Origin of the sequence: Sinomonas atrocyanea, assembly GCF_030811715.1 — a bacterium.
Classification (GTDB): domain Bacteria; phylum Actinomycetota; class Actinomycetes; order Actinomycetales; family Micrococcaceae; genus Sinomonas; species Sinomonas atrocyanea_A.
The window spans coordinates 234024-254483 of sequence record NZ_JAUSRH010000005.1; the positions used below are offsets into that span (position 1 = coordinate 234024).

Below are 20460 nucleotides of genomic sequence, written 5' to 3' on the forward strand. Positions count from 1 at the left end.
GCACGGATACGAACAGAGGCATGACTTGGCAGGGAACGCGACCTTCCGCCACAGCAACACTGCGCTGCTCTCGGTGAGCAGCGTCGAGGCTCCGAGGATCGTGAGCTCCACGGACTTCGACCGGAGGCTCGCCTCCACGCTGCGGCGGCTGAAGTTCCCCCCGCGGCTGCTGGAGCGCGTTGCCGGCGTGACGCACCGCCGCTGGTGGGCCGCCGGGACGTCGTTCGACGACGCCGCCATGGAGGCGGGCGCCAAGGCGCTGGCGGAGGCAGGCGTCGAGGCGTCCGAGGTCGGGCTGCTGATCAACACCTCGGTGACCCGGCGCAACCTCGAGCCCTCCGTCGCGGTGAAGATCCACCACGGGCTCGGCCTGCCCTCGTCGGCGATGAACTTCGATCTGGCCAACGCCTGCCTCGGATTCGTCAACGGCGTCATCCTCGCGGCCAACATGATCGACTCCGGCCAGATCAGGTACGCAGTCATCGTCAACGGCGAGGACGCGCAGGCCACCCAGGAGGCCACGCTGGCTCGGCTGCAGCGGCCCGAGACCACCCGTGAGGACTTCAGCCGCGAGTTCGCCACGCTCACGCTCGGGTCCGGGGCGGCCGCCGCCGTCCTCGGCCCCGCGGACGAGCACCCCGGCGCGCACCGCCTCGTCGGCGGGGTGATGCGCGCCGGCACCGAGCACCACGAGCTGTGCGTGGGCGGCGTCGACGGCATGACCACGGACACGAAGGGCCTGCTCGACGGCGGGCTCCGGCTCGTGGTGGACGCCTGGCACGAGGCCCAGCCGGAGTGGGACTGGGCTGCCATGGACCGCTACGTCACCCATCAGGTCAGCAACGCCTACACCCAGGCGATCATCAGGGCCATCGACCTGGATCCGGACAGGGTCCCGATCACGTTCCCGCACTGGGGCAACGTGGGCCCCGCTTCCCTCCCCATGACCCTTGCCGCCGAGGCGCAGTCCCTCACCGCCGGGGACCGGGTCCTCTGCATGGGGGTCGGCTCCGGGCTCAACACGGCCATGATGGAAATCGTCTGGTGACTCCGCAGTGGCCCGGGGTGGACCCGGACTGGTCCCGCACCGTCTCCGTGAAGTCCACCTCGGCCGTCGACGCGCCGGGCACGGTGCGCCGCTGGCACCTGCTGGACAACGCGGCCGAGCTCTCCCGCCGGGGCCTGGTCCCGGCGGGCACCCTGCTGTGCGTCCACGGCAACCCGACGTGGTCGTACCTGTGGCGCACGCTGCTGGCCGCCGGGTCAGACCCGGCCCATCCGTGGCGCGTGGTGGCGGTGGACCAGCTGGACATGGGCTACTCGGAGCGCACCGGCACCTTCCGGCGTCTGGCAGACCGGATCAACGACCTCGGCGACCTCACCGACGCGCTGGACCTGGACGGGCCCGTCGTCACGGTAGGCCACGACTGGGGCGGGGCGGTCAGCCTCGGCTGGGCCCTCGCGCACCCGCGGGACCTGGCCGCCGTCGTGCTGACCAACACGGCCGTCCACCAGCCGTCCGGCTCGCCGATTCCGCCGGCGCTGCGCCTCGCGCTGCACCCGGCCGTGCACCGCTGGGGCACGACGACCTCGGACGCCTTCCTGCGGGTGACCCACGCCTTGGCCCGGCCTGCGCTGCCGGCCGAGGTCCGCCGGGCCTACATGGCCCCCTACCGCGGCGCCCGCCGGCGCGCCGGGGTCGGGAATTTCGTGGCGGACATCCCCCTCGGCCCCTCCCATCCGAGCTTCGGAATGCTCAGCGCCGTGGCGGAGGGGCTGCGGGACCTGCAGGTTCCGGCCCTGATGCTGTGGGGCCCCCGGGACCCCATCTTCTCCGACCGGTACCTCAAGGACCTCGTCGGCCGGCTTCCGCACGCGGATGTGCACCGCTTCGAGGGCGCGGGCCACCTCCTGGCCGAAGACCGGGACATCGCCGCACCGATCTTCCAGTGGCTCGGCGAACGGAACGTCGCCCGCGCCGGCGAGCCGCCGGCGTCGGACGCCGCGCTGGCCCCCGAGGAGTTCCGCCCGCTGTGGAACCAGCTCGCCGAGCACGCCGCAGGGCCGGCGGCCTCAGATCTGGCGGTGGCGGAGATGTCGCCGGAGGGTGCCGTCAGCCGCTCGCTCAGCTGGAAGCGGCTGGACCGGGACATCACCGAGCTCGCCGCCGGGCTGCGCGAAGCCGGCGTCCGCAGTGGCAGCCGGGTGAGCCTGATGGTTCCGCCCGGCGTGGACCTCACGGTGGCCCTGTACGCGTGCCTGCGGCTGGGCGCCGTGGTCGTGGTGGCCGACGCCGGACTGGGCACCCGCGGCCTGAGCCGCGCCGTGAAGGGCGCAGCCCCCGACTTCCTCATCGGCATCGACAGGGCGCTCGCGGCCGCCGCGGTGCTCGGCTGGCCGGGACGTCGGATCAGCGTGCGCGACCTCCCGGCCGCGCGCCGCCGCCTCCTCGGCGTCGAGACATCCCTCACTGCCCTGGCCCGCCGCGGCGCGGCGCTCGGATCGGACCGGCGGATGTCCCTTCCGGACCCCGAGGCTCCTGCCGCGGTCCTGTTCACGTCCGGCTCCACGGGCCCCGCGAAGGGCGTGGTCTACACGCACCGGCAGCTGGCGGCGATGCGGGACACCGTGGCCCGGACGTTCGGCATCGGTCCCGGTGCCCGGCTGGTGGCCGGGTTCGCCCCGTTCGCCCTGCTGGGGCCGGCGCTCGGCGCCGTGTCGGTGACGCCGGCGATGGACGTCACGGCCCCGCGGACCCTGACCGCCCGTGCGCTGGCTGACGCCGCCGCTGCCATCGACGCCACGGTGGTCTTCGCCTCGCCCGCGGCGCTGCGCAACGTCCTTGCCACCCAGGACGGTCTGGGTGAAGCAGGACGGGAGGCTCTGGAGCGGGTCGAGCTGCTGCTGTCTGCCGGGGCGCCCGTGCCCGGACCGCTCCTGGCCGAGGTGCAGCGGCTCCTGCCGCACGCTTCGCTGCACACCCCGTACGGGATGACGGAGGCGCTGCCGGTCACCGACATCAGCCTCGGACAGATCCAGGCGGCCGACGCCGATGCTGCCGCCGGCACCGTGGCGGGCGCCGGCCACGGCGTGTGCGTCGGGCTGCCCGTCCACGGCGCCCGCGTCGCCGTCGTCCCGCTCGCGGCGGACGGCACGGCCCCCGGGTCCGACCCCGTGACCGAGGCCGGCGTGACGGGCGAGATCCTGGTCAGCGCCCCGCACGTCAAGGACGCCTACGACAGGCTCTGGCTGACCCAGCGGGAGAGCGCCAGCCTGCCCGGGTGGCACCGCACCGGGGACGTGGGGCACTTCGACGCCGCCGGCCGGCTGTGGGTGGAGGGGCGGCTCGCCCACGTCGTGACCGCGCCGGGCGGCGTGGTGACGCCCGTGGGCGCCGAACAGGCGATCGAGCGCCTGGACGGCGTCCGGCTGGCGGCCATCGGCGGGGTCGGGCCCGCGGGCACGCAGGCCGTGGTGGCCGTCGTGGAGACCGTGCCGCCCACGCGCACGGCCGGTCCTGCGGCACCGGGGCTCGCGGGACAAGTCCGCGGCGCGGCCCGCCAGGCCGGCGTCGGGGTCTCCGCCGTGCTCGCGGTCCCCGCGCTGCCGGTGGACATCCGGCACAACGCCAAGATCGACAGGACGCGCCTGTCCCGCTGGGCGGCGCGGGCGCTGGCCGGCGGCCGCCCGGGGACGCCATGAGGGTCCTCGTCACCGGGGCCAGTGGCCTGCTCGGACGGGAGGTGGCCCGGCTCCTCGTCCGCCGGGGGCACGCCGTGACCACGTTCCAGCGCCGCCCGTCGGGGATCGACGGCGTCACGGACGTCCGCGGGTCCGTCACGGACGATGCCGCGGTCCGCTCAGCGGTCGAGGGCGCCGAGGGGATCATCCACCTGGCCGCGAAGGTCTCCTTCACGGGCCGCGCCGCAGAGTTCGACGAGGTGAATGTCGAAGGGACCCGCCGGCTGCTGCGCCTCGCGCGGGAGGCCGGGGTGCGGGACGTGGTGTTCGTGTCCTCCCCGTCGGCCGCCAACTCGGGAGCGGCCATCGCCGGTCTGGGCGCGGAGCCGGCAGACCCGGAGCGTGCGCACGGCGACTACTCCCGCACCAAGGCCGAGGCCGAGCTGCTCGCACTCGCGGCGGACGCCCCGGGGTTCCGGGTCACGGCGGTGCGGCCCCACGTCGTCTGGGGCCCCGGCGACACCCAGCTGGTGGAGCGCGTCCTGCAGCGCGCGGCACGCCACCGCCTGCCCCTGCTCGACGCCGGCGCCGCCCTCATCGACACCACCTACGTGGACAACGCCGCCGCGGCCATCGTCGCCGCGCTGTTCCGCATGGAGCACGTCCACGGCAGGGCCGTCGTGGTGACCAACGGCGAGCCCCGCCCGGTCGGCGAGCTGCTCGCGGGGATCTGCGCCGCCGGCGGCGTGCCCGCACCGGGCTGGGCCGTGCCGGGCACGGTGGCGCGGGCGGCGGGCGCGGTGGTGGAGAAGCTCTGGATCCGGGCAGGGCGGAAGGAGGAGCCCCCCATGACGAGGTTCCTTGCCGAGCAGCTCTCCACGGCCCACTGGTACGACCAGCGCGAGACCCGTGAGCTCCTCGACTGGACGCCTGCTGTCTCCCTCGACGAGGGTCTGGCGCGGCTGGCCGAGTACTACGGCGGCCGCGGCGCTGGCGGGGGCTCCCTCCCGTAGCGGAGGAAGGACCGTTGCCCTTGCGGGCCCGCTACTTCTTGCGGCTCTGCGCCGTCTTCCTGGTGTTGGCCTTCTCCAGCGCCTCGACCAGCTGCTCCTTCGTCATGGTGGAGCGGCCGGGGACGTCGAGCCTCTTGGCGAGGTCGTAGAGGTGCTTCTTCGAGGCATTGGCGTCGACGCCGCCGTGGGTCTCGCGCCGGGTCGAGGCGCCGCCGGCGGCCTGCTCGTCGGACGGGCCCTTGCCCTCCTTGGGCTCCCAGTGGTCGCCCACCTTCTCGTGCGTGTGCTTCAGGGCCGAGTACCCGACGCGGTGGGCCCTCTCCTCGTCGTGGTAGGTCTCCTCGGCCGAGTCGTGGGCCTTCGCGAAGGTCTGCTGGGCCTTGGCGCCGGAGCGCTGGATGGTCGAGGGGAGCTCGTCCTTCCTCGCCTTGCCGCTCTTGTCCGTCTTGGGCATCGTGTCCTCCTCTGACTGGTTCGGCAGAGTCCGCTGTGCACGGTTCTTACCCGCGCCGGGAGAGGTCAGACGAGATCGGGTTCCGCGGACGACGGCGGGTGCCCACCCGCCGTCGTCCGCTCCCCTGCCCGAGGATTTCCGCAGGTTTGCGGCAGGACGGCGCTCCTGTGGCTGGTGGTGCGGTGGACTGGATGAGAGGATTCCCCTCCCCTGCCCACGTTCCGGAAGGCCCGCTCCCCCATGAAGACGACCATCCGCCGCCGTGATGTGCTCCTCGGCGCCTCGCTGGGGGTGGCCGCCGCCGCCCTGGGCGGCACCGCCGCGAGGGCATCCGCCGGGGCCCTCGCGCTCAGTCCGACCTCCGGTCCCACCGGCACGGTCGTCACCGTCACCGGAACGAGCTTCCCGAAGAAGACCAAGGGCAGCGTGACCCTGGGCTCGGCGACGGCCACCGTCACCACGTCCGCGTCCGGCTACTTCCAGACCACCATCACCGTTCCCGGCGGCCTGTCGGGGACGGCGTACGTCGCCGCCACGGTGGGTCCTTCCTCCGCGCAGGCGCCCTTCACCGTCACCGCCGCCACCACGGTCCCGGCACCCAACCTGAACCACCCGCTGCGCTTCGGTGTCGCGACCGCCAGCGGCTACAGCTCCGCCGCAGAGCTGGACCACGTCGCCACGATCGCCGGCGAGGGCCCCTCGATCGTCCAGGCGTACTGCGACTGGACGAGTCCGCTGCCGACGAGCGGCCTGGCCTCGGTGGCCGGCCGCGGCGCGACGCCGCTCCTGACGTGGGAGCCGTGGGACGCCTCGGTGGGTGGAACCGCCCAGCCCGCGTACGCGCTCAGCGCGATCTGGGGCGGGGCCTACGACGCGTACATCGGCCAGTGGGCGAGCGGCCTGAAGGCCTACGGCGCCCCGGTGCTGCTGCGCTTCGCCCACGAGATGAACGGGAACTGGTACCCGTGGTCCGAGCAGGTCAATGGGAACGCCCCAGGCGACTACGCGAGGGCCTTCCGGCACGTGCGGGACCTCTTCACGTCAGCCGGCGTGACGAACGTCCAGTGGGTCTGGTGCCCCAACGTCCCGTACGCCGGCTCGACCGATCTGCCCGGGCTCTACCCGGGCGACGCGTACGCGGACCTCGTGGGCCTCGACGGCTACAACTGGGGCACCACCCAGTCGTGGGGAAGCACGTGGGTGATGCCGGACGCGCTGTTCGGGCAGGGCCTGTCCGAACTGGCTGGTCTGGCCCCGTCCAAGCAGGTGCTGATCGCGGAGACCGCCTCGGCCGAGCAGGGCGGGGACAAGGCCGCGTGGAACCAGTCCCTCATCCAGTACCTCTCCGCGAATCCCGGCATCATGGGCTTCGCCTGGTTCGACCTCAGCAAGGAAGTGGACTGGCGGATCGATTCCTCCTCGTCCTCCGCATCGGCGTTCGCCGCCGCCCTCGCTGCGAGGCCGTGAGCGGCGCGTCTGAGCCGAGAGCCTCCCCAGGGGTTGACGCCGTCGCTGAACCGGTTTAGTTTGGACGGACTAAACCGGTTTTGTGGCAGCGGTCACAGGAAGGGAGGAACTCGCGGTGGCAGTAACCATCAGTGATGTCGCGGCTGCTGCCGGCGTCAGCAAGGGTGCGGTGTCCTTGGCCCTGAACGGGCAGAAGGGCGTCGGAGAGGAGACCCGGAGCCGCATCCTGGCCGTCGCACGAGGGCTGGGCTGGACACCGAGCCTGAGGGCCAAGGGATTGGCCTCTTCGCGGTCCTTCGCCATCGGGCTGATCCTCGAGCGCGACCCGCGGCTGCTCGGAACCGACCCGTTCTTTGCCGGCTTCATCGCCGGGATCGAGACCGTTCTCGCAGCCCATGAGTACACCTTGGTCCTGGCAGTGGCCCATGGGGAGGCTGCGGAGGCGGGCTACCGCAAGCTCGCGGCGGGACGGGTGGACGGCTTCATCCTGACCGACCTCCGCACGGACGATCCCCGAGTGGAACTCCTCAAGGGCTTCGGGCTTCCCGCAGTGACCCTCAATCGACCGGCCATCGCTTCGCCCTTCCCGGCGGTCTGCATGGACGGAAGCGAGAGCGTCAAGGAAGCTGTGCGCCATCTGGTCGGCCTCGGCCACCGGCGCATCGCCCACGTCGGCGGACCGCAGGGGTTCGTGCACGGGCGCGGCCGCCGGCTCGCCTGGACTGAAGCGATGGCCCAGGCAGGTCTCGAGCCTACGTTGTTCCTTGAAGCCGACTTCACCGCTGAGGCAGGCGTCGAAGCCACTGCCCAGCTCCTGGCCCTCGCAGAGCCTCCGACCGCGATCGTGTACGCGAATGACCTCATGGCGACCGCGGGCCAGTCGAAGGCACAGACCCTCGGCTTCTCAGTTCCGGGGGAACTGTCGATCGTGGGCTACGACAACGCCGAGTTTGCGCAGTACCTCAATCCCCCTCTGACCACCATCGCTGCCGATCCCATTCCGTGGGGGCACGAGGCCGCGACCGCGCTCCTCTCGCTCATCCACGGCACCAGTAACGGCGAGGACATCACGATGCCCCCGCCCCGCCTCATCGTGCGGGCCTCCACGGGACCGGCTCCGGTCACCGCAGACGCCTGAACTCTTTCCAAGAACTCCATCCCCACCACTAGGAGACGCAATGGTGCGTGCGATCACGCCTGCTCGAATTCTGTCCGCTGCCGCTGTCGCGGTGCTCGGAGCCAGCCTCGCAGCCTGCGGCGGCGGCTCGTCGGCGCAGTCGGCCGCAGCGACCGCGAAGGGCCCCATCAAAGTCTGGTACTCGAACAACGCCGCCGAAGTGAAGTGGGGCAAGGAAATGGTCTCCGCCTGGAACGCGGCGCACCCCGATCAGCAGGTCGAGGGGCAGGAGATCCCGGCCGGCAAGAGCTCCGAGGAAGTCATCGGTGCGGCGATCTCTGCCGGGAGCGCGCCGTGCCTGGTGTTCAATACCTCGCCCGCAGCGGTCCCACAGTTCCAGAAGCAGGGCGGACTCGTCCCGCTGGACTCCTTCCCGGACGGCGCGCAGTACATCAAGGACCGTACCGGGGCGCTGGCGGACCAGTACAAGTCCGCCGACGGCAAGTTCTACCAGCTGCCGTGGAAGTCGAACCCGGTGGTGCTGTTCTACAACAAGGACCTGTTCAAGAAGGCCGGCCTTGACCCCGACCACCCGCAGCTCGCCACCCAGCAGCAGTTCCTCGACACCGCCCGAGCACTGGTCAAGTCCGGGGCCGTCAAGACCGCCGTCTGGCCTTCCCCCGCCAGCGACTTCTACCAGTCCTGGTTCGACTTCTATCCGTTCTACGCCGCGGCCACCGGCGGCACCCAGCTGGTCAAGGACGGCAAGGCGACCTTCGACGACGACCAGGGCAAGCAGGTCGCGAACCTGTTCCAGACCCTCTACAAGGAGAACCTGGCCTCGAAGGAGACCTACCAGGGCGACTCCTTCGGAGAAGGGAAGTCCGCGATGGCGCTGGCCGGCCCATGGGCGATCGACGCCTACAAGGGCAAGGTCAACTGGGGCGCCGTGCCGATCCCCGCTCCCCAGCAGCAGGACAAGGTCTCGACCTTCTCGGACGCGAAGAACGTTGCCATGTACACCGCCTGCAAGAACCAGGGCACGGCGTGGGAGGTCCTCAAGTTCGCAACCAGCAAGGACGAGGACGGCAAGCTCCTCCAGGAGACCGGCCAGATGCCGATGCGCCAGGGGCTCACCACGGCCTACGCGGACTACTTCGCAAAGAACCCGTCCTACAGCCAGTTCGCGGACCAGGCCTCGCGCACCGTCGAGGTCCCCAATGTCTCCAACTCCGTCCAGGTGTGGCAGACGTTCCGCGACGCCTGGTCGAAGTCCGTGATCTTCGCCAATCAGAGCGTCGACGACGCGTTCAAGGGCGCCTCGGACAAGATCAACCAGCTCGTGTCGCAGAAGTAGCATGATGACCCACCCTCAGACGACATCTCCCGTGCCGCCCGCTGCGGAGGCGAAGCCCGCCTCCGCAGCCCGGCGCGGGGGCGGACGCCCCCGGGCGAGACTGCTCGGCCAGCACCCGCTCGGAATCCTGTTCTCCCTCCCGTACGTGGTGTACGTGATGGGCGTGCTCGCCGTCCCGTTCGGGTTCGCGGTCTACATCTCGGTCCACCAGTACTACTTCACCGCCCCCGGTGTGGACGTTGACCGGCCGTTCGTGGGACTGGACAACTACGTCAGCGTGCTCTCGGACCCGGCTGTCCAGCAGTCGTTCCTGAACATCCTGGTGTTCCTGGTGATCAACGTCCCGCTGACGGTCGGCCTCTCCCTCGTCCTCGCGACCGCCCTGAACCGAGTGCAGTGGCTGCGCACCTTCTTCAGAGTCTGCTACTACGTCCCCTACGTGACCGCCAGCGTCGCCGTCGTCGGTGTGTGGCTGTTCCTGTTCCAGCAGCACGGCCTCGTGAATTCGGTGCTGGGCCCCCTCGCCCCCGAGCCGTCCTGGCTGGTCAACTCGTGGCTCGCCATGCCCACGGTGGCACTCTTCGTCACGTGGAAGCAACTGGGGTTCTTCATCCTGCTCTACCTGGCCGCTCTGCAGAACATCCCGAACGAGCTCTACGAATCCGCTGCCGTGGACGGCGGGGGCAGGTGGGTTCAGTTCTGGAACGTCACCGTGCCGGGCGTGCGATCCGCCAGCGTCCTCGTCGTCATCCTGGCCACCATCACCGGAGCAAACCTCTTCACCGAGCCGTACCTCCTCACCGCGGGCGGCGGCCCGGACGGCGCCTCCTCCTCGCCGGTGTTCCTGATGTACCAGAAGGGAATCCTGCAGGGGAACCCGGACATCGCCGCCGCCCTCGGTGTGGTGCTGGTCGCCGGGATCCTGGTGGTCACGCTCATCCAGAAGAGGCTCGTCGGGGGGAAGGAAGAATGACCATGGGCACCAACACCACCAGCACCGCCGACGCGGCGCCCCGCCGCGCCGCGCGCCGTCGCCTCGGCGCCGGGAGCGTCATCCTGCTCTCCCTCGGGGCCCTGGCGTTCCTGTTCCCCTTCTACTACATGGTGGTCGGGTCGCTGCAGTCGAGCCCGGACACGAGCGTCGCCGGGGCCTTCCCCCATCCGGGAAACCTCACCGGGCAGAACTACGCCAACATCAACGACTCGATCAACCTGCTCCGGGCCCTGGTGAACTCGGGGATCTTCACCGGCGGGGTGATCCTGTGCACGGTCGTCTTCGGCATCCTCGCCGGGTACGCGATGGCACAGATGCGATTCCGTGGGCGCGGGTTCGTGTTCGCCCTCATGCTGCTGGTGCAGATGATCCCGTTCCAGCTCCTGCTCATTCCCCTCTACATCATGATCGTGCGCGACTACGGCCTCGGCGACAGCTACCTCGGAATGATCCTGCCCTTCGCGATCAACTCGACCGCCGTGTTCGTCTTCCGCCAGTACTTCCTCCAGGTTCCGGCATCCCTGTTCGAGGCCGCCCGCATCGACGGCGCCGGCGAGCTGGGCATCCTGTTCAGGATCGCGCTGCCGCTGGTGCGCCCGGCACTGGTCACGGCGGTCCTCCTGACCTTCATCGGTCCGTGGAACGAATTCCTCTGGCCGTTCCTCGTGACCAAGGACGCCTCGATGCAGCCGCTCGCCGTGTCCCTGGCCAACTACATCTCCACCGTCGCTTCGGCCACGTCCAACCCCTTCGGCGCGATCCTGGCGGGCGCCTGCGTGCTCGCCCTGCCCGCCGTGGTGCTGTTCATCGTGTTCCAGAAGCAGTTCACCGCCACAGACCTCGGCTCCAGCATCAAGGGCTGACCCGGAAGGACCCATGCACCCCCTCACCACGGCAGCGCTCCAGGACGGCCTGGCCCGCGCCCTGAGCCACACGAACGCATCCACCGACGCGCTCTCCACTGACCAGTTCTCCGCCGACTGGGACGACCGCCCGGACTGGGCGATCGGGCCCTTCCGGAAGGACGAGGGCCTCACCTTCAAGCCCCAGGGCCAATGGCCGGATCCGACCGGCATCGGCTGGACGAGCGCCTCGATCTTCAATCCGAGCCTGATCGAGCGCGACGGCGTGCTCCACCTCTTCTACCGCGCCTCACCCCGGAAGGAGAGCCTCGAGAGCCGCATCGGCACCGCGGTCCACACCCCGGGCCACGGATGGGCCGAAGGCCAGAACCCGGTCGTCTACCCGACGCTGGACAATGAGCTGCTCGGAGTGGAGGACCCCAAGGTCTACACGGCCGCTGGGCGCTACTACCTCTTCTACAACGGGATCTGGCCACTGGCCGGGACCAGCGAGGCGGAGGCCTACCCCTCCCCGGGATGGCCCCTCGGAGACGTGGGCTGCGACATCAACCTCGCCGTCTCCGACGACCTCGTGCACTGGGAGAAACGCGGACGGATCGTTCCGCATGAGGTCTCCCACCTCTGGGCGAAGGGCGCCGTGATCCCGACCGACGGCACCGGCGAAGCGGTGAAGATCGGGGGCGACTACCTGATGTTCCTCTCGGAGGGATGCGACGGCAGGGCCGTCGTCGGCCGGTCGAAGGACATGGAGCACTGGGACTTCGCCGAGCAGCCGTACCTGGACATCTCCGCCCTCGGCTCCCTCCACGAAGTCGCCTGCGCCGTGGTCACCGAGGGCAACCTCGTCCTGGACTTCTTCTACGGCGACCACGACGGGAACTTCGCGGCAGCCCAGGCGCTCTACTCGCTCGAGGACCCTTTCACCCAGATCGCCCTCCACCGCGGAGGCTCGCTCGCCTGGGGCGGCCTGATCCGCTACGGCGATCGGTGGACCTTCGCCCAAGGATGGGACGCCCCCGCGGGCCAGCGGGAACTCTACCTCTACCGCTCAGAGAACTGACCGCGCTTCTCCCCGACCGCCTCCCCCGTATCGAGACTCCTGGAGCACCACGCCATGACCACCACCCAGTTCCCCTATGCCCTCACCCGCGCCGGCGTCATCATGTCCCCCGAACCCGACAACGAGCTCGAGGCCGAGGGCGTCCTCAACCCGGCCACTGTCCGCGGCGCGGACGGCACCCTGTACCTGCTGCCCCGCCTGGTCGCCGCAGGGAACGTGTCCCGCATCGGCCTGGCCGAGATCAAGGTCGCCGACGGCATGCCCGTCGACGTGGCGCGCGAGGGCGTCGTCCTTTCCCCGGACCGCTCCTGGGAGCACGGCGCACAGAACGCGGGCGTCGAGGACCCGCGCGTCACCTTCATCCCCGAGCTCGGGCTGAACGTGATGACCTATGTCGCCTACGGGCCCCTCGGCCCCCGCACTGCCCTCGCCGTCTCCCACGATGAGAGGTCCTGGCGGCGGCTCGGCCCGGTGTCCTTCGAATATGACGACGGCCTCGACGTCGATCTGGGCCTCTACCCGAACAAGGACGCCGTCTTCTTCCCCGAGGTCGTGCGCGATCCCGACGGGGTGCCCAGCTTCGCCGTCCTGCACCGCCCCTCGTGGGACCTGCAGGACGTCCGTCCCGGCGAGGTGGCCATGCCCCCGGCAGGCCTGCCTGATGAGCGGCCTAGCATCTGGATCAGCTTCATCCCCGTCGACGAGGTCCAGGAGGACATCAGGGCACTCGCACGCTGGCGCGGGCACCGGGTCGTCGCATCGCCCGAGGCGCCGTTCGAGCAGACCAAGATCGGAAGCGGCCCCGCGCCCATCCGGGTGGAGGAAGGCTGGCTGCTGCTCCACCACGGCGTCGTGGGCGAGCTCGTCCCCGGCGTCGCCCAGCAGAAGAACGTCAACTACGCGGCCGGCGCGATGATCCTCGACTCCGAGCAGCCGTGGCGCGTCACGGCGCGCACCGACGCCCCGCTGCTCTCCGCCGACACCGACGACGAACGCGAAGGAATCGTGCCCAACGTCGTCTTCCCCACCGCGATCGAAGAAGTCGACGGCGCCCTGTTCGTCTTCTACGGCATGGCCGACTCCAAGATCGGTGTCGCCCGCCTTGAACGCAGCGCCTCCCCGCGCTGACCCCCCCTAAGACGTCGGACCGGCCCGCACCCCCCTGCGGGCCGGTCCGACCCCTCCATGCCCGCCCGGGACCGCCCGGCCGACCCCGGAGCCTCGAATGAAACGCACCGCCATCTCCCACGGTTGGGCCCTCTCCCACATCGGGGGCCCCCGCCCCTCGTCCTCGGGCCGCCTCAAGGACGTCCCCGCCACCGTCCCGGGTACCGTGCACACCGACCTCCTGGCAGCCGGGATCATCGAGGACCCCTACCTCGACGGCAACGAAGCCCTGCAGGCCTGGGTAGCCCAGTCCGACTGGCGCTACACGACCTCGTTCGAATGGGTACCCGGGGACGAGCGGAGCGAGCTCGTCTTCGAGGGCCTCGACACCGTGGCCGCCGTCGCCCTCAACGGGCATCCCGTCCTCCACGCGGAGAACATGCACCGCACCCACAGGATCGACGCCACGACGCACCTCGTGCCGGGCACCAACCACCTCACGGTCGAGTTCTCCTCCGCCGTCAGGGAAGCCGACCGGCGCTCCCTCGAACTCGGCTACCGGCCCCACGCCAACCACCACCCGTACAACGCCCTGCGGAAGATGGCGTGCAGCTTCGGCTGGGACTGGGGAATCGACACGGCCACGGCAGGGATCTGGAAGCCCGTGCACCTGCAGCAGTGGTCGACGGCGCGCCTCGCCTCGGTGCGCCCGGTCGCCACCGTGGACGGGGCCGACGGCGTGGTGCAAGTCCATGTCGAGGTTGCCCGGGCCTCCGGGCACGAGCCCCTCCTGATCACGGCAGGAATCGGCGGCGCGACCGCCCGCGCCGTCATCTCCCCCGGGTCATCGTCGGCCGTCCTCACCCTCAGGCTCCCGTCCGTGGACCTGTGGTGGCCGCGTGGCTACGGTGAGCCGGCGCTGTACTGGCTCGACGTAGGGCTCCGCCCCGCCGAGGACGGAAACGGGCAGGCCCTGGACACCTGGAGCCAGGCCATCGGCTTCCGCACCGTGACGCTGGCCATGGCTGAGGACAGCGCGGGCACCGGCTTCGGCATCGAGGTGAACGGCCGGCCCGTGTTCGTCAAGGGTGCCAACTGGATTCCCGACGATGCCTTCCCCCACCGCGTGGATCGCGCCCGCTATGCCCGGCGCATCGGCCAGGCCGCTGAAGCCGGCCTGAACCTGCTGCGTGTGTGGGGTGGGGGGATCTACGAGTCCGAGGACTTCTACTCACTGTGCGACGAGCACGGCATCCTCACCTGGCAGGACTTCCTCCTCGCCTGCGCCGCCTACTCGGAGGAGGAGCCCCTCCGCTCGGAGATCGAGGCTGAGGCGCGCGAGGCGGTCGCCCGGCTCGCGGCCCATCCCTCCCTGGTCGTCCTCAACGGCAACAACGAGAACCTCTGGGGATACACGGACTGGGACTGGCAGACCCTCCTCGGAGGACGTTCTTGGGGCCTGGAGTACTACTGCGCCGTGCTGCCCGGCATCGTGGCCGAGCTGGCCCCGCACGTCGCCTACACGCCGGGGTCCCCTTTCACCCCCGCCCCCGCTGGCTTCGACCCGCAGGCAGACCCCAATGACCCGTCGAGGGGGACCATGCACATCTGGGACCTGTGGAACGAGAAGGACTACCTCCACTACCGCGACTACCGGCCCCGCTTCGTCGCCGAATTCGGCTGGCAGGGGCCCCCGGCCTGGTCCACGCTCACCCGTGCGCTCAGCGACGATCCGCTCACGCCCGAATCACCCGGCATGATCTCGCACCAGAAGGCCTCCGACGGGAACACCAAGCTCACCCGCGGGCTCGTGGCACACCTGCCGCTGCCCGATGAGATGCACGACTGGCACTGGGCCATGCAGCTCAATCAGGCCAACGCCGTGAGGACGGGCGTCGAATGGTTCCGATCGCTCGCACCGCACTGCACCGGATCGATCGTCTGGCAGTTGAACGACTGCTGGCCGGTCACCTCGTGGGCCGCCATCGACGGCGACGGCCGCGAGAAGCCGCTCTACGCCGCCCTCCGTGCCGCCAATGCGGACAGGATCCTGACCATCCAGCCCGCCGATCCCTCGTCGGCGCGCCCCTCGCTCGAGGCCGCCGCCGTCAACGACACCGACCAGGCCTGGGAGGGCGAGCTCCGGATCGAACGCCGCACGCTCTCGGGCCAGGTCCTCGCCGCCGAGCGGGTGGACGTGCGGGTCCCGCCGAGGTCAGCCACCAGGACGCCCCTCGCCGAGCACCTCAGCCTCCCGGCCGACGCCGCGTCGGAGATGCTGGTCGCCGTCCTGGCCGGAACTCGAGCGCTCTGGCACTTCGCCGAGTACCGCGACCAGGACCTCGACCCCGCCGATTTCTCGGCTGAGACGGAGCCGCGCGACGACGGCATCCTGCTCCGGATCACGGCGCGCACCCTCCTGCGCGATGTCACGGTCCTCGTCGACAAACTCGACCCCGACGCCACGGTCGACCAGGCGCTCGTGACGCTCCTGCCCGCAGAGACAGCCGAATTCCGGATCCGGACCACGCAGCCGCTCACCCTCTCCGAGCTGAGCAACCGCCGCGTCCTCCGAAGCGCCAACCAGCTCGTCGCGGCGGACGACGGCGGGCAGGCGGCGGGGGCCTGACGGCAGCCTGAGCCCTGCGTCTTCCTGCTCAGCGCCGTCTTCCGCTTGTTCGCCTTCTCCAGCGCCCGGACCGGCTGGGCTTGGCCATGGTCGAGCGGCCGGGGGCGCCGAGGCTCCGGGCGTAGTCCACGAGGTGCCGCTTTGAGTGGATGCCGTCGACGCCGCGGTGGGTCCTCGTCGGGTAGTCCACACGGTTGGGGAGCGCGGACGACGGCGGGTGGCGCCAGAAGATGATCTTCCGGCGCCACCCTCGATCACCAGTGCCTCACACGGCCTCCGAGACCGCGGGGTCAAGATCAGCGGCGTTCTCCGGACCGAGAGACGACGGCTCGGCCGCAGCCTCAGGCCCCCGCGGCTGGGCGGCGTGTTCGGCCAGGATCATCGTCTTTCCCCGCAGCCGGAACCAGTAGTAGCCGAATCCGAGGACCGTCACGGTCGCGATCGCGATCACGCCGCCCCAGGGGTAGTCGCCGTAGAGCTCCTCGCGCGGCCAGACGAGGTTCAGCGCCATGCCCGCGCCCCACACGACCGCGATGATGTTGACGGGAAGACCCCACCTGCCGAGGCTGAAATAGCCCTTGCCCGGCCCCTCGCCCGGCCATTCGCCCCGCAGGCGGCGGACCAGCATGGGCAGGGTGACGCAGAGGTACCCGGCGTAGATGAAGACCACCGCGACGCTGGTGACGACGGTGAAGATCTGGGGCTGGCCCACGTTGACCACCAGGATCAGGATCCCGATGGCTCCGACGACGATTGCCGGCAGGACGGGCGTCTTCGACACGGGGTGCACCTTGGACAGCTGCCGGGCAAAGGGCAGGTTGTTGTCGCGTGACATGGCGAAGACCGAACGGATTGCTGCGGTGTGGACCGCGAGCCCGCAGACCACGATGGCGATGGCGACCGCCGCGAGGAAGACCTTGCCGAGGCCGTCGCCGAGGACGCTGAGCACGATGTACTGCAGGCCCCCGTCCCCGCTCGCGATCTTCGGGTCCTTGATGTCCTTGGCAGCGAGGATGCCGAAGAGGAGGATGGCGCCCCCGAGCCAGAAGGACGCGTTCACCGCGCGGAGGACGGACTTGGGAGAGCTCTTCTTGGGATCCTTCGCCTCTTCGCCGAGCGAGGAAGCGGTGTCGAAGCCGAACATCACGAAGCCCGAGGCCAAGGAGGCGACAAGGAAGGCCCCGAGGAAGTCGGTGTGGTGCTGCGCGGGGGCGTTGTTGGAGTCGAAGATCACCGTGATCGGCTGGTTGATGTGGAAGGCCAGGACGACGATCAGGAGCACGGCGGCGACAAGCTCGATGAACACGCCTGCGCTGTTGATCATGGCCATGAGCTTGACTCCCCACGCGTTGACGAGGGTCGTGAAGACGATCAGGATTCCGCCCAGGAGGGCGCCGTTCAGGGCGAAGTCGTAGGGCCCGGAGCCGTCACCGATGATCTGGAACCCGCTCCAGATCTGGGGCAGGGTGATCTGGAGGGCCAGCGCGACGCCTGCCAGCGTGAAGATGCTCGCGAAGATCAGCAGCCAGCCGCCGATCCACGAGACGTGGCCGTTGCCGAGTCTCTTGGCCCAGTTGTAGACGGAACCGGCCACCGGGTACCGGGCTGCCAATTCGGCGAAGCAGAGGGCGACCATGAGCTGCCCGACGAACACCATGGGCCAGGTCCACCAGTAGGCCGGGCCGCCGAACCCGAAGCCGAAATAGAAGAGCTGGAAGCAGCCGGTGAGGATCGAGATGAAGCTCACCCCGGCGGCGAAGGTGTGGAAGCTGCCGAGGCTGCGCTCGAGCGTCTGGGTGTAGCCGAACTCGGCGACGCCATTGTCGTCATGCCCGCTCGGGTGAGGAACGCGGGAAGTGCGGTCTTTCATGGGAGGCTCTTTCGTCGAGAGAGGATCAGGCGAGGAGGGCGCGGGTGTGGTCGTTGAGGAAGACCCCGTTGGGGTCGAACTCGCGGCGAATCTGGACGAAGGTGTCGAACTCGGGGTAGAGCTGGGCAACGCGGTCTCGGGTGAGGAAGTGGATCTTGCCCCAGTGAGCACGGGCGTCGTACGGCTGAAGGGTCCGGTCGACGTCACGGAGGTAGGGCCAGTAGTCAGTGCCCGGGGCGCCGGAGACCGAGATGACCGTGGTGTCGCGGTGGTAGAACGGCGAGAGGTAGCCCTCGTCCTGCTTCACCCAGCGCACCTCCATGGGGTACTTCTGGTCTGGGTGGACGGTGCGGATGAGGTCTTGGACCGCTTCAACCGCCTCGATGCCCTGCTCCGCCGGAACATAGTACTCGAGCTCGTGGAAGGGGATCATGAATCCGCCGGGGTAGATCCGGTAGGACCGGTCCCTGCGCCTGCCCTCGGTGAGGTCGATGGCGCCGCCGGCCTCGTCGAGGTGCACGGCGTTGTATCGCTTGGTGTAGCTGCGGTTCACCATGGAAAGCCCGGCGGGGGTGGGCAGCTCATACAGGCCGGCGGATTCCTCGCTCTGGCACCAGAGGAAGGAATAGTGCCGATTGCCTGCGATGTCCGCGGCGATGGTGGAAAGTGTCTCCTCCCACGTCGGGTAGGTGATCTGCTCCTGGAGGTGGTAGGCCTCCGCGACCTCGAGCTCGACCTCGAGGAAGATGCCCAGCGTCCCCAGCGCGACCTGGGCCGCGCGCAGCTCGCGGATCTGGTCCTCGCCGATCTCGACGATGTCTCCGCGGCCGTCGACGAGCTTGACCCAGCGGAGGGCAGAGGAGAACGACCCGAGCTCGATGCCGGACCCGTGGGTGCCCGTGGCGATCGCTCCGGAGATCGACTGCTTGTCGATGTCGCCCTGGTTGGACAGGGCCAGGCCCTGCTCCCAGAGCGGGTCGCCGAAGGCGTGGACCGGCGTCCCGCCCAGGGCGCGTGCCCGGCGCCGCCCCGTGTCGGTGCCGGTCACCCCGGAGACGGCGGAGAGGTCCAGCTGCACGCCGCCGGTCTGCACGAGCGGGGTGAACGAGTGTCCGGCGCCGACAGCCCGGACGGGCAGGCCCTCCCGGATCGCGAAGCGGACGGTATCCACGACTTCCTGCTCGTTCCGGGGACGGACGGTGAAGGCAGGCGTTGCGGTCTGGTTGCCGCCCCAGTTGGACCAGGGACGGTGCGTCTCGAAGGGCGCTGAGGGGGTTGGAAGGTGCTGGCGGGGAGCAGCCGGGGCAGTGGTCATTGGTGGACTCCGTGGTGGGTGGTGGCGCTCACGCGCCGCGGTTGAGCATGACGTGCTTGGTGCGGGAGAAGTCCTCGAGGGCGTACAGGGAGAGGTCCCGGCCGTAGCCGGATCCCTTGAAGCCGCCCCAGGGGACCTCGCTGGCGATGACGAGGTGCGAGTTGACCCAGACGGTGCCGAAGTCGAGGCGCCGCGGGACGCCGAGGGAGCGCGAGGAGCTGGCCGTCCAGACCGAGGCGGCAAGGCCGTAGACGGTCTCATTGGCGCGCTCGACTGCCTCGGCGTCGGTGCTGAAGGTCTCGATGGAGACGACGGGGCCGAAGATCTCGGTGCGGGTGATGGGGGCGCCGGCGGGCACGTCGGTCACGACGGTGGGTTCGATGAAGTAGCCCGGTGCCTCGAGGGCGTGGCCTCCGACGGCAATGGTGTGCCCTTCCCGGCGCACATCCTCGAGGCCGGCAAGCACCCGCCGGTAGTGGGCGGCCGAGATCATCGGGCCGAGCTCGACGTCGTCGCCCGCGCCGGGAGCTCCGATCACCATCGCCCGGACTTCCCGGACAAGAAGCTCGGTGAACTCCTCGGCCACCGACTCGTGGACCAGGATGCGGCACGCCGCGCCGCACTCCTGGCCGGCGTTCCAGAATCCGGCGGCACGGACGCCCTGGGCCGCGGCCACGAGGTCTGCGTCGTCGAAGACGATGACCGGGGCCTTCCCGCCGAGCTCGAGATGGACGCGCTTGACGGTCGAGGAGGCCGCGGCGGCGACCTTCTGGCCGCTGCCCACGCTGCCCGTGATGGCGACGAGGTCGATGTCGGGGTGCTCGGAGATGCGCTGGCCGACCACGCCACCGGAACCGGTGACGATGTTCAGCACCCCGGCCGGGACCTCGTCGGCGATGAGCTCGGCCAGCTTCAGCGTGGACAGCGGCGTCTGCTCCGAGGGCTTCAGGACCATCGTGTTCCCCGCACCGAGGACCGGAGCGATCTTCCAGGCCGCCATCAGCAGCGGGTAGTTCCACGGCGTGATGACGCCGACGACGCCCACTGGCTCGCGGATGATCACCGAGGTGTGGCCCTCCGCGTAGTCGCCTGCGGCCAAGGATGTCAGGGTGCGCGCAGCGCCGGCCGTGAAGCGGAACGTGTCGATGGCGCTTGAGACGTCGTCCTCCGCAACGGCCGCGGGCTTGCCGGTGTTCGCCGACTCGAGCTGCTCGAGCTCCGTGCGGTTCGCCTCGATGATGTTCGCAATCCGATGCAGGACTTCCGAGCGTTCCTTCGGCGTGGTTCCGGCCCAGGCGTCCTTCGCCGCGACGGCCGCTGCCACCGCCGCGTCGACATCCTCGACGGAACCGCACGCCACGGAGGCGATGGCCTCCCCGGTGGCCGGGTTCTCGACCTCTTCCGTCAGCGCCGACCGCGAGGGAACGAACTCTCCCCCGATGAACTGGCCGCGTGGAGGAAGCGCTACCGCCGCGACGGAGGGTGCTCTGCGGACTGAGAACTGCTCTGTTGGGGCAAGGGTCATGGTCTTCC

Annotated in this window: 15 protein-coding genes; 11 read left to right on the forward strand and 4 right to left on the reverse strand. The window is 70.1% G+C overall.

Going from position 1 to position 20460, the window contains the following annotated elements:
* Positions 1-25 precede the first annotated feature (25 nt).
* From J2W21_RS10520 to J2W21_RS10530, 3 genes are read left to right on the forward strand one after another with little or no spacing between them, the layout of a single operon-like run.
* Complete coding sequence (locus J2W21_RS10520) at positions 26-1048, forward strand: 3-oxoacyl-ACP synthase III (RefSeq protein WP_307114467.1); 1023 nt, start codon at positions 26-28, stop codon at positions 1046-1048.
* Entirely contained in the window at positions 1042-3702 is a 2661-nt protein-coding gene (locus J2W21_RS10525; RefSeq protein ID WP_307114515.1) for an alpha/beta fold hydrolase, read from the forward strand. The genes J2W21_RS10520 and J2W21_RS10525 overlap by 7 nt, the downstream gene beginning before the upstream one ends.
* Entirely contained in the window at positions 3699-4694 is a 996-nt protein-coding gene (locus J2W21_RS10530; protein WP_307114468.1) for an NAD-dependent epimerase/dehydratase family protein, read from the forward strand. Before J2W21_RS10525 ends, J2W21_RS10530 begins: the two co-directional genes overlap by 4 nt.
* Before the next feature lie 31 nt (positions 4695-4725).
* Here J2W21_RS10530 and J2W21_RS10535 read toward each other — a convergent pair whose 3' ends face one another.
* Positions 4726-5148, reverse strand: a complete 423-nt coding sequence (locus J2W21_RS10535; protein ID WP_307114469.1) for a ChaB family protein — start codon at positions 5146-5148, stop codon at positions 4726-4728.
* A gap of 240 nt (positions 5149-5388) precedes the next feature.
* Between J2W21_RS10535 and J2W21_RS10540 the strand changes: the two genes are divergently transcribed.
* The 8 genes from J2W21_RS10540 (at position 5389) to J2W21_RS10575 (ending at position 15742) form a co-directional block, all read left to right on the forward strand.
* Positions 5389-6615 (forward strand): glycoside hydrolase family 26 protein, encoded by a 1227-nt coding sequence (locus J2W21_RS10540; RefSeq protein ID WP_307114470.1) that lies wholly within the window; start codon positions 5389-5391, stop codon positions 6613-6615.
* Between the two features lie 115 nt (positions 6616-6730).
* On the forward strand, positions 6731-7753 hold the full coding sequence (locus J2W21_RS10545) for a LacI family DNA-binding transcriptional regulator (protein WP_307114471.1): 1023 nt from the start codon (positions 6731-6733) through the stop codon (positions 7751-7753).
* 40 nt (positions 7754-7793) lie between these two features.
* A complete protein-coding gene (locus J2W21_RS10550) occupies positions 7794-9089 on the forward strand; it encodes an extracellular solute-binding protein (RefSeq protein WP_307114472.1) in 1296 nt (431 codons plus the stop codon).
* Position 9090: 1 nt separating this feature from the next.
* Positions 9091-10062, forward strand: coding sequence for a carbohydrate ABC transporter permease (locus J2W21_RS10555; RefSeq protein ID WP_373423099.1), 972 nt, complete (start codon positions 9091-9093; stop codon positions 10060-10062).
* 2 nt (positions 10063-10064) lie between these two features.
* On the forward strand, positions 10065-10946 hold the full coding sequence (locus tag J2W21_RS10560; RefSeq protein ID WP_373423100.1) for a carbohydrate ABC transporter permease: 882 nt from the start codon (positions 10065-10067) through the stop codon (positions 10944-10946).
* Positions 10947-10959: 13 nt separating this feature from the next.
* A complete protein-coding gene (locus J2W21_RS10565; protein ID WP_307114474.1) occupies positions 10960-12006 on the forward strand; it encodes a glycoside hydrolase family 130 protein in 1047 nt (348 codons plus the stop codon).
* 54 nt (positions 12007-12060) lie between these two features.
* Positions 12061-13134, forward strand: a complete 1074-nt coding sequence (locus J2W21_RS10570; RefSeq protein ID WP_307114475.1) for a glycoside hydrolase family 130 protein — start codon at positions 12061-12063, stop codon at positions 13132-13134.
* 97 nt (positions 13135-13231) lie between these two features.
* Positions 13232-15742 carry a glycoside hydrolase family 2 protein gene (locus tag J2W21_RS10575; protein WP_307114476.1) on the forward strand — a complete coding sequence of 837 codons (2511 nt, stop codon included), beginning with the start codon at positions 13232-13234 and terminating at the stop codon, positions 15740-15742.
* Between the two features lie 265 nt (positions 15743-16007).
* On the opposite strand, the gene J2W21_RS10580 is transcribed toward J2W21_RS10575, so the two are convergent.
* From J2W21_RS10580 to J2W21_RS10590, 3 genes are read right to left on the reverse strand one after another with little or no spacing between them, the layout of a single operon-like run.
* Positions 16008-17612, reverse strand: coding sequence for an APC family permease (locus J2W21_RS10580; protein WP_307114477.1), 1605 nt, complete (start codon positions 17610-17612; stop codon positions 16008-16010).
* Positions 17613-17637: 25 nt separating this feature from the next.
* Complete coding sequence (locus J2W21_RS10585) at positions 17638-18927, reverse strand: D-arabinono-1,4-lactone oxidase (RefSeq protein WP_307114478.1); 1290 nt, start codon at positions 18925-18927, stop codon at positions 17638-17640.
* Positions 18928-18955: 28 nt separating this feature from the next.
* Positions 18956-20452, reverse strand: a complete 1497-nt coding sequence (locus J2W21_RS10590; protein WP_307114479.1) for an aldehyde dehydrogenase family protein — start codon at positions 20450-20452, stop codon at positions 18956-18958.
* Between the last annotated feature and the right edge of the window lie 8 nt (positions 20453-20460).